Origin of the sequence: Nocardia sp. MH4 (genome assembly GCF_019266065.1) — a bacterium.
Taxonomy (GTDB): Bacteria; Actinomycetota; Actinomycetes; order Mycobacteriales; family Mycobacteriaceae; genus Nocardia; species Nocardia canadensis.
Window position 1 is genome coordinate 37571 of record NZ_LPNR01000113.1, and the last position, 18868, is coordinate 56438.

Here is an 18868-nt window from a genome sequence, read left to right on the forward strand (position 1 = left end):
TCAACGGTAAGCGCACCGCGCGGAGCCGCGCTCGATGACCTCGGCGTGTCGTGGGGGTGAACCGAACCGATCGCCCGGTTCAGACCACCTCGCCGATGTTCCCGACGACGCGACGCAGGTGCACGCGGCCGTCCTCGAGCTTGTAGGTGACGCTCGCGATCGCGCACTGACCGGTGGCGACGCGCTGGGAGATGATCATCGACCGCTGCATCAGGAGCCTGCTGGTCTCCACGACGTGGCGGGCCTCGAATTCGTCGATCGAGGTGAGGCCCTCGCGACGGCCGACCAGGATCGACGGCGTGACGCGTTCGACCACGCTGCGGATGAATCCGCCGGGGACCTCGCCACCGTCGAGCGCGTCGATGGTGGCCTTCACGGCGCCGCAGCTGTCGTGTCCGAGGACGACGATCAGCGGCACGTCGAGCACCTCGACGCCGTACTCGATCGAGCCGAGCACCGAGCTGTCCACCACGTGACCCGCGGTCCGCACGACGAACATGTCGCCCAGCCCCTGATCGAAGATCAGTTCGGCGGCCACCCGGGAGTCACCGCAGCCGAACAGAATGGCGTGCGGATGCTGGCCGCTGACGAGCTTGGCTCGGTCGGCGGCGCCCTGGCTAGGATGCAGCAGGGTGTCGTTGACGAAGCGTTCATTGCCTTCGCGCAACGACTTCCAGGCGCTTATCGGATTGGAACCAGGCATACCGATCATTGTGCACAGGCCGAGGGTTACCAGCGAGTCCGCCGCGTTACGCGTCGGCAAAGATGGCCTGGCTGAGGCGGAACGGGAACAGTGAGTATCGACGCGGAAGTCTTGGTGGATTGGTTCACCGAAACGGCACGTGACCTGCCGTGGCGCCAGCCGGAGGCAACCGCCTGGCACATCCTGATGAGCGAGATCATGCTGCAGCAGACCCCCGTGGTGCGGGTCGAGCCGATCTGGCGGGAATGGGTGGCGCGGTGGCCGGTGCCCTCGGCGATGGCCGCGTCCTCGCAGGCCGAGGTGCTGCGGGCCTGGGGCAAGCTGGGCTATCCGCGCCGGGCCCTGCGGCTGCACGAGTGCGCGCGAGTGCTGGCCGTCGAGCACGGCGACGTGGTGCCCACCGACGTCGAGGTGCTGCTGAGCCTGCCCGGTATCGGTGACTACACCGCCCGCGCGGTGGCCTGCTTCGCCTACGGTCAGCGCGTCCCGGTGGTCGACACCAATGTCCGCCGGGTGGTCGCGCGGGCCGTGCACGGGCGCGAGCCGGGCAATCCGTCCTCGCGCGATCTCGCCGAAACCGCGGCCCTGCTGCCGATCTCCGTGCCGCGCGCCGCCAAGTTCTCGGCGGCGCTGATGGAGCTGGGCGCGCTGATCTGCACCGCCCGCAACCCCGACTGCGCGAACTGCCCGCTGCCCGCGTGCGCGTGGGTCGACGCGGGCAAGCCCGCCGCCGCGGTGGCCCGCAAGGTGCAGAAGTACGAGGGCACCGATCGGCAGGCACGCGGCAGGCTGCTCGATGTCCTGCGCGACGCGTCGGGGCCGGTGGAGCGGGTTCGCCTCGACCTCGCGTGGACCCGCGACCCCGGCCAGCGGGCGCGGGCACTGGATTCGCTGCTGGTCGACGGCCTGATCGAGCAGACCGAGGACGGCCTGTTCGCGCTGGCCGGCGAAGGCGGGGCGACGGGCTAGCCCACGACGCGGCGCAGGAAGCGGCCGACGAGGTCGCGATAGGCCTCGGGCTGTTCGTCGTGCACCAGGTGCGCGGCCCCCGCGACGACCACGTACTCCGCGTCCGGGTGGACCTCGGCCATCGTGCGCATCTGCCCCGGCGGGGTGATGGTGTGCTCGCCCTCGATCAGCAGCGTGGGAATTTCCAGCGACTTCCATTCGGTCCAGAAGTCCCTGGTCCCCCACTCCTCGGAGATGGCGCGGAAGGTGTCGACCTCGCCGTGCAGCCGATAGCCGTCGGGTCCCGAGATGAACGCGCGCAGGAAATACGTGCCCGCGACCGGCCCGAAGTAGTCGAGCACCGCCCGCTCGTCGGCGAAGGGCTGCGGCCAGGAGTGGATCAGCTCGGCCCAGTGCGCGGCGGTGCGGCCGGTGAAATCGGGGGCGATGTCCTCGACGACGAGGGCGCGGACCCGCGCGGGGTGAGTGGCGGCGAAGACCCAGCCGTGGATCGCGCCCATCGAATGCCCGACGATCACCATCGGCTCGGTGATCGCGGCCGTGAGCTCGGCGAGATCGGCGACGAACGCCTCGGTGGTGAGCTCGGCGGGTGGCGTCCGGCCGTGCCCGGCGGCGTCGACGGTGTAGAGGTGGCCGTATTCGCGCAGCCACGGCAGCTGATCGGTCCAGGTGCGCGCGCTGCCCATCAGCCCGTGCAGCAGCAGGATCGGGACGCCGGTCCCGCCTTCGTCGTACAACACCCTGCCGATTGTGCCCCAGACCGGGATGTTTCCCGCGCGGTCGTATTGTCGGCTCATGGCTGTTGTGAAGATCAATGCGATCGAGATCCCCGAAGGTGCCGGCCCGGAGCTGGAGAAGCGGTTCGCCGCCCGCGCGCACGCGGTGGAGAACTCCCCCGGTTTCCTCGGCTTCCAGTTGCTGCGCCCGGTGGCCGGCGACAACCGGTATTTCGTGGTGACGCAATGGGATTCGGAGGAATCCTTCGCCGCGTGGCGCGACGGTCCGGCCCGGGCCGCGCACGCGGGCAGCGGTGGCGAGGGCGAGCGCCCGAAGCCGGTCTCGACCGGTGCGTCGCTGCTCGAGTTCGAGGTCGTCCTCGACGTCCCCGCGAAGGCCTGACATCGGCGTTTCCGCTGGACATGCGGATGCGCGTATTGACGTGGGCGCCTGGCGACTGTCACAGTGCGAGGGAACATACGCGAGGGTGCGCGGTAATTCCGGTGAGAATCCGGAGCGGTCGCGCCACTGTATCCACGTACCGGGTCCCCGGTGCCGGAGAGCCAGACACCGGCACCTTCGCACCACACTTCGACCATGGGACGCGTATCCCTGAGGAGGACCCGAATGGCTATCGCGCATTCACCCAGCCGGTCTACCGGCCTGGACACCCTGGCAACCGTGCTCGTCACGGTCGGTGTCGTTCTGCTTGCACTGCTCGCCCTGTACCTGGTCGGTTTCGATCAGGGGGCCGTCTCGCGTAGCGGGATGTTCCTGCACGAGCTGATGCACGACGGACGTCACCTGCTGGGTGTTCCGTGCCACTGACCGGATCGCTCAAAACCCTGCTGTTACGTGGCCTGCTGGCCGGCTTGATCGCCGGCCTGCTGGCCGCGACAGTGGGCTACTTCGTCGGCGAGCCCCAGGTGGACGCCGCGATCGCCATCGAAGAAGCTGCCGCCGCCCCGGCCGATCATCCGCACGAGGCGGCCGAACCCCAGGGCCATTCGCACGGCGACGAGGAAGAACCGCTGGTCAGCCGGAACGGTCAGAAGGCGGGTCAGTTCCTCGCCCTCGGCCTGGCCGGGATGGCGTTCGGCGCGTTGTTCGCCTCGGCCGTCAACGTCGCCCGCCGGTTCACCACGCTGTCGGGAGTCGCGTTGTCGCTGGCCTCGGCGGGATTCGCGTGGGCCGCGATCGTCGCGGTGCCGTTCTTCAAATATCCGGCCAACCCACCGGCGGTGGGCGATCCGGAGACCATCAACGACCGCACCTGGCTGTGGGTCGCCGCCGTCGTGCTCGGCCTGCTCGCCGTCGCGGCGTCGGTCGCCGCGTACGGGGCGCTGGCCGGACAGCTGGACACGCTCCGGCTGATCGCGGGCGTGCTCGCGTTCGTGCTGGTCACCACGGTCGGCTACGTGCTGCTGCCGGGCGTGAACGAGGTGGCCGACGACTTCCCCGCGACGCTGCTGTGGCGGTTCCGGGTGGCGTCGCTGGCCGAGACCACCACGCTGTGGGTCTCGCTCGGTCTGGCGTTCGCCGCGCTGACCGAATTCGCTTCGCGGCGTAGCACTCCGGTAGCAGAGCGGGTCGCTACCGCAGGGTGATCCTCGCGGGTATCGCGTGAAGGCAGTGTCGGTGACATGACCGGCACTGCCTTTTCCGTTTCCGTTTCCGACTCCCGGCCGCGCGCGGTGAGTGTCGCGTTCGGCGGTCTCGTCACCGCGCTCGCCGCCGGCGCCGCCGAAGGACTGCTGCGCGCCGTGCGTGGCGGGGGTGAGTTCGCGGCGACCGCGTCGGGGCTGCTGCCGCGGCTGGCGATCTATCTCGTCGTCGCGGCGGTAGCGCTGTACATGGTGCACGGCAGTCGCGTCGCGCGGGCGCTGCTCACCGTCGGGATCGGCGTGGTCGGCCTGGTCTCGCTGATCATCGAGCCGCTGGCGGTCCTGCTGTCCACCGACGATTTCGGCGCGCTGTTCGCCGGGCTGTCGCCGTCGTCGGCGGTGCTGGCCGGCTGCCGTACCGTCCACGTCCTGGCGGTGGTTATCGCGATTCCAGCCATGTACACGCCGGCGGCGCACCGCTGGTTCACCCAGCGCTAGCCCGGCGGACGCGCCGGTGGGCGGCATCTGCGTCCCAGATGCCGCCCACCAGGGTGATCAGATCAGTGCGGCGTCCAGCTCGATCTCGGCCACACCCGCCAGGGCCTTGCTGACCGGGCAGCCGTTCTTCGCGGCGGTCGCGGCGGCGGAGAAGCCCTCGGCGTCGAGACCGGCGGCGACGGCGCGCACGGTCAGCTTGATCTTGCTGATCCGGAAGCCGCCGGCCGGGTCCGGGCCCAGCGTCACATCGGCGGTGACGTCCAGGCTCTCCGGCGTGCCGCCCGCGTTGGCGATCTCGGCCGACAGCGCCATCGAGTAGCACGACGAATGCGCGGCGCCGATCAGCTCTTCCGGGCTGGTGCCATCGGCGGCGTCGGCCACGCGACGCGGGAAGGTCACGTCGAACTTGCCCACCTCGGAGCTGACCAGTTCGACCTGCCCGGAACCATCCTGCAGTCCGCCTGCCCAGAGGGTGCGTGCGCTACGAGTCGGCATGCCGATCCTTTCGATTCGTTGGGTGTTGCGTCCGATGACGAACCTACTCGGATCCCGGCTCGATCCGGCCCGGGTTCGCGCCTCAGGCGACGGTACCGGTGACTTCGTCGAGGCGTTCGAGCATCTCCGGCCACACCTGCTGGTGCAGGTCGCGGATAGCGGCGGTGGGGAACCCGGAGTGCCGCAGGCGCAGCCGGATACCGCGGGGCTGCTTGAGGAATTCGGCCGCGACCACGGTCTCCACGCCGTCGGTGGCGGCGGTGACCCAGGTGAACTCGACCCGGCGGTTCTGCTCCAGCAGCAGGATGCGGCCGTAGTGCGGATTGCGCTTGTCGGCCGTGCCGGTGTCGAAGTACAGGGGTTCGTTGACGCCGGGCCGTCCGAGCACCGATCCGGGAACCGCCAGCCACAGGTCCAGGCCCTGGGTCCAGGCCGCGTAGAGCAGACTGGGCGAGGCTTTCATCACGCGCTCGACCGTGAGCTCGTGCGGTCGCGCAGACAGATCCGGGGGGCGAACTGGCTGGTCCATCAGCCGACCTTACCGGCTCGGACCGGCCGTTCGCCGCATCGGGTGCGCGACAGCGTCACTCGGGATTGGTGACGCGGGCCAGCACGATCCCGCCCAGGATCAGCGCCAGCGCCAGCATCCGGCCCGCGCTGAGCGGGTCCTTGTGCACGAGGACCCCGAGGCTGATCGCGCCGAGCGCGCCGATCCCGGTGAACACCGCGTACGCGGTGCCCACGGGCAGGGTGTGCATGGCCCGCGAGAGCAGATACACCGCGAGCGATCCGAGCGCGATGCACAGCAGCGTCGGCCCCAGTTTGGTGAAGTTCTCGGTGGGTTTGATGGTCTGCGACCAGATGATCTCGACGAGGCCGGCGAGGCCGAGTACTACCCAGCTCATTTCACGTAATCCTTGGCGAGCAGGCGAACGTCGGTCAGCGCCGCGGCGAGCGAGGCCTCGTGCGCGTCGCGCAGGTGGGCCAGGTTCGGATCCTGGACGGCGTTGGCGAGTTCGGCGTGGACGAACACGGTGTCGGTGACGGCGTAGTGGCCGGCGAAGAAGTCGCGCAGGTAGCGCTCCTGATAGTCGAACGCGGCCTTGGGCGCACCCGGCGAGTAGGCGCCGCCGCGCGCGCTGACCACCACGAACCTGCGCTCCCCCAGTGACATTCGCGGGAAGGTGATCTGGTCGAGCCAGGCCTTGAGCGTGGCCGGAATCGAGTAGTTGTACATCGGGGTGCCGATGAGGATCACGTCGGCGGCGAGCACCTGCGTGAGCAGCGGTTCCACGATCTGCCACGCGGCCTGGGCGGCGGGTGTCACGGCCAGTTCCGGGAGCCGGTCGAGGTCGGTGCTACCCGCGGCGAGGACGGCGTCACAGAGCTCGGTCCAGCCCTCGCCGATGAACGGCGCCGGATCGGTCGCCAGATCGCGGTAGGTGTAGCGGCCGTCCGGCTCCGCGGCGCGCCAGGACTCGACGAATTCCGCGCCGAGCCTGCGGCTGACCGAGTGGGGACGAGCGCTGGCGTCGAGGTGCAGCAGGTGTGTCATGGCCGAGCCTTTCGAGAACTGGACATCATGTCCGCTTGTTGATGTCCCGACCATAGGACACAAGTGGACAGCTTGTCCACATATTCGATTCTGGGCTACAGTCGAGCGCATGGAGCCTCGATCCGACCTGCTCACCGGCGCGGCGCTGGACGCACCGCAGCCCGCCGAGCGCACCGACGCGGCCCGCAACCGGGCCAAGGTGCTGGCGGCGGCCGCCGAACTCTTCGCCACCCGCGACCCGCGCACGGTCACCATGGACGACATCGCCAAGGCGGCGGGCGTCGGCCGCGGCACCCTCTATCGCCGCTACCCCGACCGCACCGCCATCGCCGTCGCCCTGCTCGACGAACACGAGCGCACGCTGCAGGAACACCTCCTGCGTGGCGACCCGCCGCTGGGCCCGGGCGCGCCGCCGGCGCAGCGGCTCGCGGCGTTCTATGCCGCGATGATCGAATTGCTCACGGCCCACGCGCATCTCGTCCTCGGAGCCGAGACCGGTGGGGCGCGCTTCGCGACCGGGGCCTACGGGTTCTGGTCGGCGCATGTCCGGGCGCTGCTGGTCGACGCCGGTGTAGCCCACCCGGATTCCCTGGTCGACCCGGTCCTCGCACCGCTGGCCGCCGAGGTCTATCTGCAACAGCGCGAGCGCGGGTTGTCGGCGGCGCAGATCGTCGACGGGCTGAGCGTGCTCGCCCACAAGCTGCTCGACCGGCCCTGAACTGTCGGTCCCTGCGGCTACCGTCACGCGGGTGACGACACTTCCGACCGAAACCGAAGCCGCCCGATTCTGGGCTCTGATCGAAACCGCCTGGGAGCGCGCTGGTTCCGCCGATTCCCGGCGCGCCCTGCTCGACGGCGAGTACGACCACGACCTCCTCGGCCGGTTCATCGATGCCCTGCGCTCGCTGAGCACCGATTTCACCAGCGCCGAACTGACCGCCCTGGATCGCGTCGCCGAGCGGGCGCTCTACGAGATCGACCGCGCCGACATCCAGGCCATCACCGACGGCTCCGACGACGGTTTCCTGTACGCCCGCGGCTTCATCGTCGCCATGGGCCGCGACCACTACGACGCCGTGCGCGCCGACCCGGAGGTCGCCGTGCCCGACGCCGAGTGCGAGGAGCTGTGTTACTTCTTCGCCCACCTGCACGACAAGCTCTACGGTGGATTCCCCGAGACGGATTCGGGCATCTCCCGCGAGTCGGTGTCGAACCCGGTCGGGTGGCCCTGAGCGTCAGGTCAGGTCGCGGCGCGTCATCAGCCAGATCGTGCCGCCGCCGAAGACCAGCACGTACGCGCCGAGCAGGGCCAGTGACTCGCCGCGGCTGAGAATGTCGAGGACACCGGGGGTCGCCGGGCCGCCGACCGTGCGCATCGCGCCCGCCAGCGAACCCGCGGCCGTACCCGGCAGCAGGTCGGTGACCGTCTCGATCGGACCGAAGACGCCCGCCACTCCGCGCAGCAGGTTCTCGACGACGAGCACCCAGATCAGGCCGAGGCCGACGGCGAGCGCCGGACCACGGGCGATCGCGCCGACGAGGGCGCCGGCCAGCGTCCACATGCCCAGGATGGCCGCGCCGGAACCGATGCCGAGCACGGATCGCGTCAGCGTCGGCAGCACCAGCGGTCGGCCCTCGCTCACCGCGATGAGCGAGGCGACACCGAGATCGACGGCGAACGCCGCGCAGACCAGCGCGACCACCACGACCAGCAGGCTCAGCAGCAGCCCACCGATGGCCGCCGGACGGCTCGGGCCCTGGGTGAAGACGGTTTTCCAGGTGCCCCAGCCGTAGCCGCTACCGACCGCGAGCGCGCCGAGCACCAGCATCAGCGCGCCGCCGAACATCGCCATACCCTGGGTGAAGACCTCGGGGACAGCGGCGGGCAAGAGCTGGCCGAGCAGGACGTCGCGGGGCAGGCCGTCGGACATGGCGCCGCCCTCCCCCGAGGTGTAGGCGAGGTAGTTGAACAGGTAGGCGAAGGTCAGGTTCAGCAGGAGCCAGACGCCCAGGACGATCCAGAAGGCGGGCCAGCGACCCAGCCGCACCGCCTCCGCGCGCATGCTCGCCCACAGATCCCTTGTCACACCGGTCATTTCGCGACCTCCACAGCCGTCATCTCGAAGAACACTTCCTCCAGGGATTTCTCGTCGACCCGCAGTTCCAGCAGATCGGCGCCCGCCGCCACCACCGCGCGCGCCACCGCGGGCGCCGTCGCGGCCGTCGTCTCGACCCTGATCCCGTCGACGCTCGCCCGGGCGGGTGCGACGGCGCGGATCGCCGTGAGCGCGCTGTCGGCGGGTTCGGCGCGCACGATCAGCGTTGCGCTGCCCCGCAATTCGGCCACGGTCGACTCCGCGAGCAGCCGGCCGCCGGAGATCACGCCGACCCGATGGCAGATCTCCTGCACCTCGGCGAGCTGATGGCTCGACAGCAGCACGGTGTGCCCGTCGGCGGCCAGATCGACGATGAGCGTGCGCATTTCGGCCAGTCCGGCGGGGTCGAGGCCGTTGGTCGGCTCGTCCAGGATCAGCAGATCGGGGTCGCCGAGCAGGGCCGCGCCGACGCCGAGGCGCTGCTTCATGCCGAGCGAGTAGGTGCGGAAACGGTCGTCGGCGCGGTCGGCCAGGCCCACCCGGGCCAGCGCCCGCTCGACGTCGGCGGCGCGATGGCCCCGGTAGCGGGCGAGCACGCGCAGGTTGTCGCGGCCCGAGAGGTAAGGGTAGAAGCCGGGGCCCTCGATGAGGACCCCGATGCGGCGTAGCACCGCCGGGTCGCCCGGGGCCAGGCCGCGCACCAGGGCGGTGCCCGAGCTGGGCCGGATCAGGCCCGCCAGCATGCGCAGGGTGGTGGTCTTGCCCGCGCCGTTGGGGCCGAGGAAGCCGTAGATCTCCCCCGCGGCGACCCGCATACTCACCGCGTCCACCGCGAGGTGGGCGCCATAGCGTTTGGTCAGCCCGTCGGTGACCACGATCGAATCGTTCATGGGAATCAGAATCCGCGCGACGGGGGTCCTCGGGCATCCGTCGCGCAGCGTCTCCCGCGCTACGCCGCGCGGCCTACCCTCGGCGTCCGCGCCGCTGAATATTCGCCTCGGCGGGCGCCCGAGCGGCCGATCCGGCGTGGTGACGGGGTTCGCGCCGGAATTACGGGCGCAGGCCGACGCGAGCGGCGCGACCACGCAATAGGGTGACAGAGGTGGGAGCGTCTGCGAAGTGGGAGCGTGGCTCGGTCGTTCAGGACTGGGGCCTGGCTGGTGTGGTCGCGCTGATCCAGCTGGCCGGCAGTTCCGGGGCGAACGCGCATCAGACCGGCGTGCGTTCGCTCGACGCGTTCGCGTATCTGTTGCTGCTCGCCGGTCCGATCGCGCTCGGCTTCCGGCGGTTGCTGCCCGAGCCGGTGCTGCTGGTCGCGCTGCTGGCGGCGGTGGCGTATGTGCTGCGCGACTACGGGTACGGGCCGATCTTCCTGTCGTTGGTGATCGCGTTCGTGAGCGCGGCGGTCAACGGATCACGCTGGCGTACCTATCCTCTGGTCGTGGTCGGCTACCTGACCATGGTCTGGCCGGTACCCGCGCTGCTCGGGCGCGAGACCGGCGCCTGGCAGGTCTTCGGGCTGCTGGCCTGGATGGGGATCCTGGTCGCGATCGCCGAGGGCGTGCGGCAGCGGCGCGCCGTCGTGGTCGCGCGCAGCCAACGGGCCGAGGCGGCGCGCCGCGACGACGAGGCGCAGCGGGCCAGGGCCGCCAGCGAGGAGCGGCTGGCCATCGCCAGGGAACTGCACGATGTCCTCGCGCACAGTCTTTCGCTGATCAATGTGCAGTCCTCGGTGGCGCTGGAACTCTTCGACCGCAAACCGCAGCAGGCCGCGGCGGCGCTGGCCACCATCAAGACCACCTCCAAGGAGGCGCTGGCCGAGGTGCACACCCTGCTGCACGCCATCCGTAGCGGTGCGCCGGTCGCGCCCGTGGTGACCGAACCCGTCGATACCGGTGCCGCCGTGGCCGATTCGCCGCCGCCGGTCGCACCCGTCCCGCCGCCGCGGCCGGCCCCGCGCGCGCCGGTGCCGTCGCTCGACGACCTCGACACCCTGCTGGAACGCACCCGCGCGACCGGTCTCGCCGTCGATACCAAGATCATCGGCACGCCCAAGAAGCTGCCCAGCGTGATCGATGTGGCGGCGGCCAGGATCATCCAGGAATCGCTGACCAATGTGGTGCGGCACGCGCCGGGCGCCGCCGCGCTGATCACCCTGCGCTACACGCCCGAATCGGTGGACATCACCGTCGACAACACCCGGCCCACCGGTACGGCCGTGCGCACCGGGGCAGGCGGGAACGGGATCATCGGGATGCGGGAACGGGCGCACGCGCTCGGCGGCGCGCTGACCGCCGGGCCGCGGCCGTCCGGTGGGTTCCGGGTGGCGGCCAGGTTGCCCGCCCGGCCGGTGTCGGCGCAGGCGGGATCCGCGTCCGGCGGCACGGAGGCGAGCGCATGAGTGAACAGTCCGGCGCGGCCAAGACGCGGGTGCTCGTCGCCGACGATCAGGCGCTGGTGCGCGGCGGGTTCGTCGCGCTGCTCGACGCGCAGGACGACATCGAGGTCGTCGGCGAGGCCGAGAACGGCGAGCAGGCCGTGCGGATGACCCGCGCGCTCGTCCCGGACGTGGTGCTCATGGACATCCGCATGCCCATCCTCGACGGCCTGGCCGCCACCAGGATGATCGCCGACGACGCCAAGCTCGCCGAGGTCCGCGTCGTCGTGCTCACCACCTTCGAACTCGACGAATACGTCTTCGAGGCGATCCGGGCGGGCGCGGCCGGGTTCCTGGTCAAACACACCGAACCCGCCGACCTGCTGCGCGCGGTCCGGGTGGTCGCCGAGGGCGACGCCCTGCTCTCCCCCGGCGTCACCCGTCGCCTGCTCGCCGAGTTCTCCACCCACGCCAAACAACCCCCGCCCGCCGCCCTCGCCGACCTCACCGACCGCGAACGCGAGGTGATGACCCTGGTCGCCGAGGGCCTCACCAACGCCGAGATCGGCGCCCGCCTCTATCTCAGCCCCGCCACCGCCCGCACCCACGTCAGCCGCATCCTCACCAAACTCGACGCCCGAGACCGCACCCAACTGGTCGTCCTCGCCTACGAATCCGGTTTGGTCCGCCCGGGCTGGCAATAGCCCGGGTCCTCCCCACTACGTGCTAGGCCGGAGGCCGGGAAGCGGGCACGGCGGACGGTCCCCGCCGGTGTCGATCTGTTCTTCACCGGGCGCCCCTGGATATCGAGGCGAAGGGCTACAGCAGAGCTTCGCGTGAAGCCTGGCGTTCGAGTCGGTTCCCGTGGCGTTTGGGTCGCGAGCGGGGGCGAGAAACGTTGTTGCACCGGGCATGACGACGACATCGACCATCGAGGCGGCGCCGGAGACCGGCCGCCGCGCATGGCCCGCGCTGCTCACCATGTTCCTGGGCAGCTTCACGCTGGTGACCGCGGAGTTCCTGCCACCGGGAGTACTGACCGCGCTGGCCGAGGACCTGCGGGTACCGGAGGGGGTGGTCGGGCTCGCGGTGAGCGCAACCGCGCTCACCGCGCTGCTCGCCGCGCTGGGTTTGGGCTCGCTGTTTCCGAAGGCCGACCGGCGCACGCTGCTGCTGGTGCTCACCATCGGCGCCGCGGTGTCGAACGTGCTGGTGGCGGTGGCGCCGAATATCGCGCTGCTGCTGCTCGCGCGGCTGCTGCTCGGCGTGGCCGTCGGCGGGTACTGGTCGATGGCGCTGGTGATCGCCGCGCAGTTGGTGCCGGCCCACCGTCTGGGCAAGGCGATGATGATCGTGAACTCGGGCACCACCGTGGCGACCGTGGCCGGGGTGCCGCTGGGCGTGCTGCTGAGCACGTACGCGGGCTGGCGGACCGTGTTCGTCGTGACGGCGGGACTGACCGTCGTGGCCGCGGTGGCGGTGCGGGTGATGTTGCCGCCGATCGCGCCGAGCAAGGGCATCGGGTTCGCGGCGATGGGCGCGGCGCTGCGGGCGCCGGGGGTCGCGTTGGGGCTGGTCAGCGTGGTCGCGGTGATCGGCGGGCATTTCGCCGGGTTCACCTACATCCGGCCCGCGCTGGCCGAATTGCTCGAGGCGGGACCGTCGGCGATTCCGGTGTTGCTCGCGCTGTTCGGTGTCGGCGGCCTGCTCGGGAATTTCCTGCTCGGCTCGCTGGCCGACCGCAAGCTCGGTGTCCTGCTGGTCGCGGTGCCGACGGCGATCGGGCTGTCGCTGCTGGCGATCGTCGTCTCCGGCGCGGTGCCGGTGCTCGGCTATGTCGCGGTGGTGGTGTGGGGCGGCGCGTTCGGCGGCATCCTCAACCTGGTGCAGGTGTGGGTGTCGCGGGTGCTGCCCGAGCGGATGGAGGCGGGCAGCGGGCTGGTGGTCGGCGGTTTCCAGCTGGCGATCATCCTCGGTTCCGCGGTCGGCGGACGCGGGGTCGACAGCATCGGCCTGGCGGCGACCTACGGGCTCGCGGCGCTGGCGGCGGTGCTCGGCGGCGTGCTGGTGCGGGTCTCGCTCAGCCGCGCCGCGCGGTCCTAGCTCAGGCCGAGCGGGCCACGCGCCGCCACTGCGACGGCGTGTGGCCCGTATGCCTGCGGAAGGCCCGGCCGAACGCGGTCTCGGAGCGGTAACCCAGCCGCCGCGCCACCGCGCCGACCGACACGTTGTGCTCGGCCAGGTACACCTGGGCCCGCTCGACCCGCAGCTTCGTCAGATACCGCCCCGGCGTGAGCCCGGTGGCCGCCTGGAACCGCGCCGCGAACCCGGACCGCGAGGCCAGCGCGACCCGCGCCAACGCCTCGACCGTCCACTCCTGCCCGGGATCGGCGTGCATGGCGGCCACCGCGCGTGCCACTCCCGGCTCGTTCACCCGCAACAACCAGCGCTTGGGCGCGCACCCGCGCGCATGCCAGGACTCGATCGCCATCGACGCGATCAGGGTCGCGACCCGGTCGCCCTGCACACCGAACGGATCTGGGCATTCGCGCACCAGATGCTCGAACATGGTCGCGGCCAGTGGCGCGTGTCGCACGAACTCGGTGAGCAGCACCCGCTGCGGCAGCGCGTCCATCGCGCCACTGGTCGCGGCCGATGCGAGCCGCACCCGCAGCACGGTGCCCTCCGACAGGGCGGTGATCGCGAAGCGGTCCGCACGCGGAACGAACAGGAAGTCACCGCAGGCCAGATCCTCTGCCGTGCCCAGACCTTCGACCCGGACCAGGCCCTCCGTCACCACGAGCGCGCTCGGCTCACCGGCGATGAACTCCCCACCGCCCGCGGTGAGCGCGAATTCGTCCCGGCCCGCGAAGCGCCATTGCAGGCCGGCGAGCACATTGTCGAGGCCGCTCGCACCAGATTCGATCAGCGTCACCGTGCACATCCTCCGGGGGGGATCTCCGACGGATTCACGGTACCAAGGCAGCTCGGAGCCGGTGCGGCCGCGAAACAGCGCCCGGCACTACGCCCGTGGACGTAGCCGGGATCGGGTCGCGCGGCCGATGCCCGCGGCGGCCGTCGCGAGCAGGCTGAAGTCATGAACACCTTCGACAGCGCGACGACGCTGACCCTCCTGGCCGACCACTACGCCGGGGGCTGGCATCCCTGGCCCTTCTTCTGGATCTTCCCGCTGCTGTTCTGGATCACCGTGATCGCCGTGCTGTTCTTCGCACGCAGGCGGTGCGCGGGGCGCGGCGGCGGGATCGGGGCGCTACGCACCGGGTTCGCCCGGGGCGAGATCAGCGAGTCCGAGTACCGCAGCAGGCTCGCCGTGCTCAGCGAACCTCGCCGTCGCGAGCAGAAGTAGGAGATCGCGATGCGATTCGGGATCGTGCTGACGCCCCGGTCCGGGGCCCAGTGGACGCGCGCGGTGGTCGACGCCGAGCAGCGGGGCTATGCCACCGTCCTGCTGCCGGACACGCTCTCCACCCCCTCACCACTGCCCCCGCTGGCCGCTGCGGCCGCGGTGACGACGCAGCTGCGACTGCGGCCCAACGTCCTCGCGGCGCCCTTGCGCACCATCGGAGCGACCGTGCGGGAAGTCACCGCGCTACAACTGCTTTCGGACGGCCGATTCGAGCTGGGCCTCGGCACCGGCCGCCCCGACGCCCGCGGCGAGGCCGAAAGGCTCGGCATGCCCTGGGGTTCGGCGAGCGAACGACGACGGCATCTGATCGACACCGCGACCGCGATACGGGCGCAGGTCGACCCGGCCCCGCCGCTCGTGATCGCCGCGAACGGCCCGCGCATGCTCGCCACCGCGGCCGCTCACGCCGACCGGATCCTGCTGGCCGCCGCCCCGGATGCCACCGAGGACGAACTGGCCGACATGGTCGCCGCGATCGCCGAACACACCGACCGCGACGTGCGGTGCACCCTCCAATTGGTCGGTGTCGGTGAGCGATTGCCGCACTGGCTCAGCGCCCGCCTCGGCCACACCGCGGACAAGCTCCGCGACGCGGGCGCCGCCGGACTTCTCCCCAGCGATCCCCAGGCGGCTGTGGACATCCTCGAATCCCGCAGCGCGCGCTACGGAATCGACGAACTGATCGTCCCCGGCGAACTGACCGAGGCGTTCGCGCCGATCCTCGACCTCGCGCTCGGGCGTCAGTAGATGGCGCTCCAGTAGGCCTCGACGACGAGACCGACGATGTAGCGCGGATTCTGCGGATCGTCGGTCACCGTGACGGTCGCCTTGGACAGGTCGAGCTTCATGCCGTCGCCGTTCAGGTACTGCTGGCTGTTGGCGGTGTAGGTGAAGAAGGGCGCCTCGAACGGCTGGGCGCGCAGCGTCGGCGCCGCGGCGCGCAGCACCCGGCTCGCGTCGGCGCGCTCGCACGATCACTGCGGCGCCACGCGCCTTTACCCACCCGAACACATCGACGAACCTAGCAATCGGCCCGAGCGAAAGATCGCGGCGCCCAGCCGGATTCGATACCGTGCGCGCGGTGTCGGTGACCACTGCTAGCTTCGGCGGACATCACCGGGCGGAAAAGGAGTTCTCCATGGGGGTGATCATGTCGTTCACCAGGGTGAGTGCCGTGGAGCTGGAGCGGCTGGCCACGACGACCGAGTGGCCGGACGATTTTCTCGACGGCCTGCGGGTCCAGGACGGCGGACCGAGCGGCTACCTCGACAAGGCGTGGGCCGGCTTGGAATACCTGCTGGCCCAGGCGAATATCGGGATCGATCTGATCGAGACCGGCCGTCCGCTGGCCGATGACAACTATTTCGCCTGGCACCCGGACGACGTGTCCGCCACGGCGAAGGTCCTCGGCCGCTACCCGTTCGACGAGCTGGCCCTGTTCTTCGATCCTGCGGCGATGGACGCGGCGGAGGTGTACCCGAACATCTGGGTCCGCGACGGCGAGAGCGGACTGCACTACCTGCGCCACCACTACGACGGCCTCGAGCACGTGTTCCGATACGCCGCCGAGCGCGGGTCCGGCTTCCTCCAGCATTTCGGCTGACCGATCGAACGACGAAGCCCGCCCCTGGAAATCCAGGAGCGGGCTTCGTTCGGTTCAGCTGGTTACTCGCCGGAGGCGGCGGCCTCGGGCGCGGTGCCCTCGGCAGCGCCGGTCAGGACGACCTCGGGCTTGTCGTCGCCCGCGGGAGCCTTGGTCAGCTTCGCCTTGCCGGCGAAGGTGAACTTGGCGTCCTCGCCCTGGCCCTCGCCGTTCCAGCCCTCGACGTCGACCACGATGGTCTGGCCCGCGCCGATCTCGCCGAAGAGGATCTTCTCCGACAGCTGGTCCTCGATCTCGCGCTGGATCGTGCGACGCAGCGGACGCGCACCCAGGACCGGGTCGAAACCGCGCTTGGCGAGCAGGCTCTTGGCCTGGTCGGTCAGCTCGATCGCCATGTCCTTGTTCTTCAGCTGCTTGGCGACGCGGTTGATCATCAGGTCCACCATCATCACGATCTGCTCGCTGGTGAGCTGGTGGAACACGATCACGTCGTCGATGCGGTTGAGGAACTCGGGGCGGAAGTGCTTCTTCAGCTCGTCGTTGACCTTGAGCTTCATCCGCTCGTAGTTCGACCCCTCGGCGTTGGACTGGGTGAAGCCCAGGCCGACGGCCTTGGAGATGTCGGAGGTGCCCAGGTTCGAGGTGAAGATCAGCACGGTGTTCTTGAAGTCGACCGTACGACCCTGACCGTCGGTGAGACGGCCGTCCTCGAGCACCTGCAGGAGGGTGTTGTAGATCTCCTGGTGCGCCTTTTCGATCTCGTCGAACAGAACCACGGAGAACGGCTTGCGGCGCACCTTCTCGGTGAGCTGGCCGCCCTCTTCGTAGCCCACGTACCCGGGAGGGGCACCGAAGAGCCGCGACGCGGTGAAGCGGTCGTGGAACTCGCCCATGTCGATCTGGATGAGCGCGTCGTCGTCGCCGAACAGGAAGTTCGCCAGCGCCTTGGACAGCTCGGTCTTACCGACACCGGACGGACCGGCGAAGATGAACGAGCCCGAGGGGCGCTTCGGATCCTTCAGGCCGGCGCGAGTGCGGCGGATCGCCTTGGAGACGGCCTTGACGGCATCCTCCTGGCCGATGATCCGCTTGTGCAGCTCGTCCTCCATGCGGAGCAGACGGGTGGTCTCCTCCTCGGTGAGCTTGAAGACGGGGATGCCGGTCCAGTTGGCCAGCACCTCCGCGATCTGCTCGTCGTCGACCTCGGCCACGACGTCCAGATCACCGGAACGCCACTGCTTCTCGCGCTCGGCGCGCTTGGCGACGAGCTGCTTCTCCTTGTCCCGCAGGCGCGCGGCCTTCTCGAAGTCCTGCGCGTCGATCGCGCTCTCCTTCTCGCGGCGGGCATCGGCGATCTTGTCGTCGAACTCGCGCAGGTCCGGCGGCGCGGTCATCCGGCGGATGCGCATGCGCGCGCCCGCCTCGTCGATGAGGTCGATCGCCTTGTCCGGCAGGAACCGGTCGTTGATGTAGCGATCGGCCAGCGTCGCGGCGGCGACCAGGGCACCGTCGGTGATGGACACCCGGTGGTGCGCCTCGTAGCGGTCGCGCAGACCCTTGAGGATGTTGATGGTGTGCTCGACGGTCGGCTCGCCGACCTGCACCGGCTGGAAGCGGCGTTCCAGGGCGGCGTCCTTCTCGATGTACTTGCGGTACTCGTCGAGAGTGGTCGCGCCGATGGTCTGCAGCTCGCCACGGGCCAGCTTCGGCTTCAGGATCGAGGCCGCGTCGATGGCGCCTTCGGCAGCACCCGCACCGACGAGCGTGTGCAGCTCGTCGATGAACAGGATGATGTCGCCGCGGGTGTTGATCTCCTTGAGCACCTTCTTCAGGCGCTCTTCGAAGTCACCGCGGTAGCGGCTGCCCGCGACCAGGGAACCCAGGTCGAGGGTGTAGAGCTGCTTGTCCTTGAGGGTCTCGGGGACCTCACCGTTGACGATGGCCTGCGCCAGGCCCTCGACGACCGCGGTCTTACCGACACCGGGCTCACCGATCAGGACCGGGTTGTTCTTGGTGCGGCGGCTCAGCACCTGCATGACGCGCTCGATTTCCTTCGAGCGGCCGATGACGGGATCGAGCTTGCCCTCGAGCGCGGCCTGAGTGAGGTTGCGGCCGAACTGGTCGAGCACCAGCGAAGTGGACGGAGTGCCCGCCTCACCACGCGAGCCGGAACCCTCGACGGGCTCCTTGCCCTGGTACCCGGACAGCAGCTGGATGACCTGCTGACGGACGCGGTTCAGGTCGGCACCGAGCTTGACCAGAACCTGGGCGGCGACGCCCTCGCCCTCGCGGATGAGACCGAGCAGGATGTGCTCGGTACCGATGTAGTTGTGGCCGAGCTGCAGCGCCTCGCGCAGGCTCAGCTCCAGCACCTTCTTGGCACGCGGGGTGAAGGGGATGTGACCGGACGGCGCCTGCTGGCCCTGACCGATGATCTCCTCGACCTGGCTGCGCACACCCTCCAGCGAGATGCCAAGGGACTCCAGCGACTTCGCCGCCACGCCCTCGCCCTCGTGGATCAACCCAAGCAGGATGTGCTCGGTGCCGATGTAGTTGTGGTTGAGCATCCGGGCCTCTTCTTGGGCCAGGACAACGACACGCCTCGCGCGGTCGGTGAACCTCTCGAACATCGCTCCCTCACTCTCCTGCTCCGACATTCTGGCAACAGACGCCGCAGTGTGCTCGGTACAACCTAGGGCGTCGGACCGACAACTGTCGCCGTCAGCCTGCCATGAAGCCCGGGGGTTGCGGCCCCCGCCTCCACTCTAGTTGGCAGGGGATTCCGCCGCCGCCGGTCCACCCTATTGATGACCGGCGGCAACAT

The 18868-nt window shown here is 70.1% G+C and carries 24 protein-coding genes; 13 read left to right on the forward strand and 11 right to left on the reverse strand.

Annotated features, from left to right (window positions below; all coding sequences use genetic code 11):
- Window positions 1–79 precede the first annotated feature (79 nt).
- Entirely contained in the window at window positions 80–703 is a 624-nt protein-coding gene (locus ATM97_RS24845) for a carbonic anhydrase (protein WP_218720607.1), read from the reverse strand.
- Between the two features lie 90 nt (window positions 704–793).
- Here ATM97_RS24845 and ATM97_RS24850 point away from each other — a divergent pair, with 90 nt between their 5' ends.
- Entirely contained in the window at window positions 794–1672 is an 879-nt protein-coding gene (locus ATM97_RS24850; RefSeq protein WP_218720608.1) for an A/G-specific adenine glycosylase, read from the forward strand.
- On the opposite strand, the gene ATM97_RS24855 is transcribed toward ATM97_RS24850, so the two are convergent.
- A complete protein-coding gene (locus ATM97_RS24855) occupies window positions 1669–2412 on the reverse strand; it encodes an alpha/beta fold hydrolase (protein WP_218720609.1) in 744 nt (247 codons plus the stop codon). The genes ATM97_RS24850 and ATM97_RS24855 overlap by 4 nt on opposite strands.
- 55 nt (window positions 2413–2467) lie before the next feature.
- Here ATM97_RS24855 and ATM97_RS24860 point away from each other — a divergent pair, with 55 nt between their 5' ends.
- The 4 genes from ATM97_RS24860 (at window position 2468) to ATM97_RS24875 (ending at window position 4491) form a co-directional block, all read left to right on the forward strand.
- Entirely contained in the window at window positions 2468–2791 is a 324-nt protein-coding gene (locus ATM97_RS24860) for an antibiotic biosynthesis monooxygenase (RefSeq protein ID WP_218720610.1), read from the forward strand.
- Between the two features lie 225 nt (window positions 2792–3016).
- Entirely contained in the window at window positions 3017–3217 is a 201-nt protein-coding gene (locus ATM97_RS24865) for a CbtB-domain containing protein (RefSeq protein WP_019044677.1), read from the forward strand.
- Window positions 3208–3996, forward strand: coding sequence for a CbtA family protein (locus tag ATM97_RS24870; protein ID WP_218720611.1), 789 nt, complete (start codon window positions 3208–3210; stop codon window positions 3994–3996). Before ATM97_RS24865 ends, ATM97_RS24870 begins: the two co-directional genes overlap by 10 nt.
- A 36-nt stretch (window positions 3997–4032) precedes the next feature.
- Window positions 4033–4491 (forward strand): hypothetical protein, encoded by a 459-nt coding sequence (locus ATM97_RS24875; protein ID WP_218720612.1) that lies wholly within the window; start codon window positions 4033–4035, stop codon window positions 4489–4491.
- A gap of 57 nt (window positions 4492–4548) precedes the next feature.
- Here the strand turns inward: ATM97_RS24875 and ATM97_RS24880 are convergent, their stop codons facing one another.
- The 4 genes from ATM97_RS24880 to ATM97_RS24895 all read right to left on the reverse strand — a co-directional run bounded on the left by ATM97_RS24880 (window position 4549) and on the right by ATM97_RS24895 (window position 6541).
- Window positions 4549–4986, reverse strand: a complete 438-nt coding sequence (locus tag ATM97_RS24880; RefSeq protein ID WP_218720613.1) for an OsmC family peroxiredoxin — start codon at window positions 4984–4986, stop codon at window positions 4549–4551.
- Between the two features lie 82 nt (window positions 4987–5068).
- Window positions 5069–5515, reverse strand: coding sequence for an SRPBCC domain-containing protein (locus ATM97_RS24885; RefSeq protein ID WP_255588351.1), 447 nt, complete (start codon window positions 5513–5515; stop codon window positions 5069–5071).
- A 55-nt stretch (window positions 5516–5570) separates the two neighbouring features.
- Window positions 5571–5891 carry a multidrug efflux SMR transporter gene (locus ATM97_RS24890; RefSeq protein ID WP_189029701.1) on the reverse strand — a complete coding sequence of 107 codons (321 nt, stop codon included), beginning with the start codon at window positions 5889–5891 and terminating at the stop codon, window positions 5571–5573.
- The gene (locus ATM97_RS24895; protein ID WP_218720614.1) at window positions 5888–6541 is read right to left on the reverse strand and encodes an FMN-dependent NADH-azoreductase; all 654 of its coding nucleotides are present in this window, start codon (window positions 6539–6541) and stop codon (window positions 5888–5890) included. Before ATM97_RS24895 ends, ATM97_RS24890 begins: the two co-directional genes overlap by 4 nt.
- Before the next feature lie 109 nt (window positions 6542–6650).
- Between ATM97_RS24895 and ATM97_RS24900 the strand changes: the two genes are divergently transcribed.
- Both ATM97_RS24900 and ATM97_RS24905 read left to right on the forward strand, forming a co-directional pair.
- Entirely contained in the window at window positions 6651–7259 is a 609-nt protein-coding gene (locus ATM97_RS24900; RefSeq protein ID WP_218720615.1) for a TetR/AcrR family transcriptional regulator, read from the forward strand.
- A 31-nt stretch (window positions 7260–7290) separates the two neighbouring features.
- Window positions 7291–7773 carry a DUF4240 domain-containing protein gene (locus ATM97_RS24905; RefSeq protein ID WP_218720616.1) on the forward strand — a complete coding sequence of 161 codons (483 nt, stop codon included), beginning with the start codon at window positions 7291–7293 and terminating at the stop codon, window positions 7771–7773.
- Between the two features lie 3 nt (window positions 7774–7776).
- Here ATM97_RS24905 and ATM97_RS24910 read toward each other — a convergent pair whose 3' ends face one another.
- Window positions 7777–8637: an ABC transporter permease subunit gene (locus tag ATM97_RS24910; RefSeq protein WP_218720617.1), complete on the reverse strand. Its 861-nt coding sequence runs from the start codon at window positions 8635–8637 to the stop codon at window positions 7777–7779.
- Window positions 8634–9527 carry an ABC transporter ATP-binding protein gene (locus ATM97_RS24915; RefSeq protein WP_218720618.1) on the reverse strand — a complete coding sequence of 298 codons (894 nt, stop codon included), beginning with the start codon at window positions 9525–9527 and terminating at the stop codon, window positions 8634–8636. The genes ATM97_RS24910 and ATM97_RS24915 overlap by 4 nt, the downstream gene beginning before the upstream one ends.
- Window positions 9528–9739: 212 nt before the next feature.
- Between ATM97_RS24915 and ATM97_RS24920 the strand changes: the two genes are divergently transcribed.
- From ATM97_RS24920 to ATM97_RS24930, 3 genes are all read left to right on the forward strand, one after another.
- Complete coding sequence (locus ATM97_RS24920; RefSeq protein ID WP_308248608.1) at window positions 9740–11038, forward strand: histidine kinase; 1299 nt, start codon at window positions 9740–9742, stop codon at window positions 11036–11038.
- Complete coding sequence (locus ATM97_RS24925; RefSeq protein WP_218720619.1) at window positions 11035–11718, forward strand: response regulator transcription factor; 684 nt, start codon at window positions 11035–11037, stop codon at window positions 11716–11718. Before ATM97_RS24920 ends, ATM97_RS24925 begins: the two co-directional genes overlap by 4 nt.
- 208 nt (window positions 11719–11926) lie before the next feature.
- The gene (locus ATM97_RS24930) at window positions 11927–13117 is read left to right on the forward strand and encodes an MFS transporter (protein ID WP_218720620.1); all 1191 of its coding nucleotides are present in this window, start codon (window positions 11927–11929) and stop codon (window positions 13115–13117) included.
- A gap of 1 nt (window position 13118) precedes the next feature.
- Here ATM97_RS24930 and ATM97_RS24935 read toward each other — a convergent pair whose 3' ends face one another.
- Window positions 13119–13958, reverse strand: a complete 840-nt coding sequence (locus ATM97_RS24935; protein WP_218720621.1) for a helix-turn-helix domain-containing protein — start codon at window positions 13956–13958, stop codon at window positions 13119–13121.
- Between the two features lie 153 nt (window positions 13959–14111).
- Between ATM97_RS24935 and ATM97_RS24940 the strand changes: the two genes are divergently transcribed.
- On the forward strand, window positions 14112–14381 hold the full coding sequence (locus ATM97_RS24940; protein ID WP_218720622.1) for a hypothetical protein: 270 nt from the start codon (window positions 14112–14114) through the stop codon (window positions 14379–14381).
- Between the two features lie 9 nt (window positions 14382–14390).
- Complete coding sequence (locus ATM97_RS24945) at window positions 14391–15188, forward strand: LLM class flavin-dependent oxidoreductase (protein WP_218720623.1); 798 nt, start codon at window positions 14391–14393, stop codon at window positions 15186–15188.
- Here ATM97_RS24945 and ATM97_RS24950 read toward each other — a convergent pair.
- Entirely contained in the window at window positions 15182–15388 is a 207-nt protein-coding gene (locus ATM97_RS24950) for a hypothetical protein (protein WP_218720624.1), read from the reverse strand. The genes ATM97_RS24945 and ATM97_RS24950 overlap by 7 nt on opposite strands.
- Window positions 15389–15528: 140 nt before the next feature.
- On the opposite strand from ATM97_RS24950, the gene ATM97_RS24955 reads away from it, so the two are divergent.
- Window positions 15529–16044 carry a YfbM family protein gene (locus tag ATM97_RS24955; RefSeq protein ID WP_218720625.1) on the forward strand — a complete coding sequence of 172 codons (516 nt, stop codon included), beginning with the start codon at window positions 15529–15531 and terminating at the stop codon, window positions 16042–16044.
- Window positions 16045–16106: 62 nt separating this feature from the next.
- Here the strand turns inward: ATM97_RS24955 and ATM97_RS24960 are convergent, their stop codons facing one another.
- Window positions 16107–18674, reverse strand: coding sequence for an ATP-dependent Clp protease ATP-binding subunit (locus ATM97_RS24960; RefSeq protein ID WP_218720626.1), 2568 nt, complete (start codon window positions 18672–18674; stop codon window positions 16107–16109).
- Window positions 18675–18868: the final 194 nt, after the last annotated feature.

Coding starts and splice junctions, on each gene's coding strand:
- ATM97_RS24960 (WP_218720626.1), bottom strand. CDS start 18,674: ATGTTCGAGAGGTTCACCGACCGCGCGAGGCGTGTCGTTGTCCTGGCC.
- ATM97_RS24885 (WP_255588351.1), bottom strand. CDS start 5,515: ATGGACCAGCCAGTTCGCCCCCCGGATCTGTCTGCGCGACCGCACGAG.
- ATM97_RS24895 (WP_218720614.1), bottom strand. CDS start 6,541: ATGACACACCTGCTGCACCTCGACGCCAGCGCTCGTCCCCACTCGGTC.
- ATM97_RS24910 (WP_218720617.1), bottom strand. CDS start 8,637: ATGACCGGTGTGACAAGGGATCTGTGGGCGAGCATGCGCGCGGAGGCG.
- ATM97_RS24925 (WP_218720619.1), top strand. CDS start 11,035: ATGAGTGAACAGTCCGGCGCGGCCAAGACGCGGGTGCTCGTCGCCGAC.
- ATM97_RS24935 (WP_218720621.1), bottom strand. CDS start 13,958: ATGTGCACGGTGACGCTGATCGAATCTGGTGCGAGCGGCCTCGACAAT.
- ATM97_RS24940 (WP_218720622.1), top strand. CDS start 14,112: ATGAACACCTTCGACAGCGCGACGACGCTGACCCTCCTGGCCGACCAC.
- ATM97_RS24880 (WP_218720613.1), bottom strand. CDS start 4,986: ATGCCGACTCGTAGCGCACGCACCCTCTGGGCAGGCGGACTGCAGGAT.
- ATM97_RS24915 (WP_218720618.1), bottom strand. CDS start 9,527: ATGAACGATTCGATCGTGGTCACCGACGGGCTGACCAAACGCTATGGC.
- ATM97_RS24875 (WP_218720612.1), top strand. CDS start 4,033: ATGACCGGCACTGCCTTTTCCGTTTCCGTTTCCGACTCCCGGCCGCGC.
- ATM97_RS24865 (WP_019044677.1), top strand. CDS start 3,017: ATGGCTATCGCGCATTCACCCAGCCGGTCTACCGGCCTGGACACCCTG.
- ATM97_RS24860 (WP_218720610.1), top strand. CDS start 2,468: ATGGCTGTTGTGAAGATCAATGCGATCGAGATCCCCGAAGGTGCCGGC.
- ATM97_RS24845 (WP_218720607.1), bottom strand. CDS start 703: ATGCCTGGTTCCAATCCGATAAGCGCCTGGAAGTCGTTGCGCGAAGGC.
- ATM97_RS24945 (WP_218720623.1), top strand. CDS start 14,391: ATGCGATTCGGGATCGTGCTGACGCCCCGGTCCGGGGCCCAGTGGACG.
- ATM97_RS24890 (WP_189029701.1), bottom strand. CDS start 5,891: ATGAGCTGGGTAGTACTCGGCCTCGCCGGCCTCGTCGAGATCATCTGG.
- ATM97_RS24900 (WP_218720615.1), top strand. CDS start 6,651: ATGGAGCCTCGATCCGACCTGCTCACCGGCGCGGCGCTGGACGCACCG.
- ATM97_RS24930 (WP_218720620.1), top strand. CDS start 11,927: ATGACGACGACATCGACCATCGAGGCGGCGCCGGAGACCGGCCGCCGC.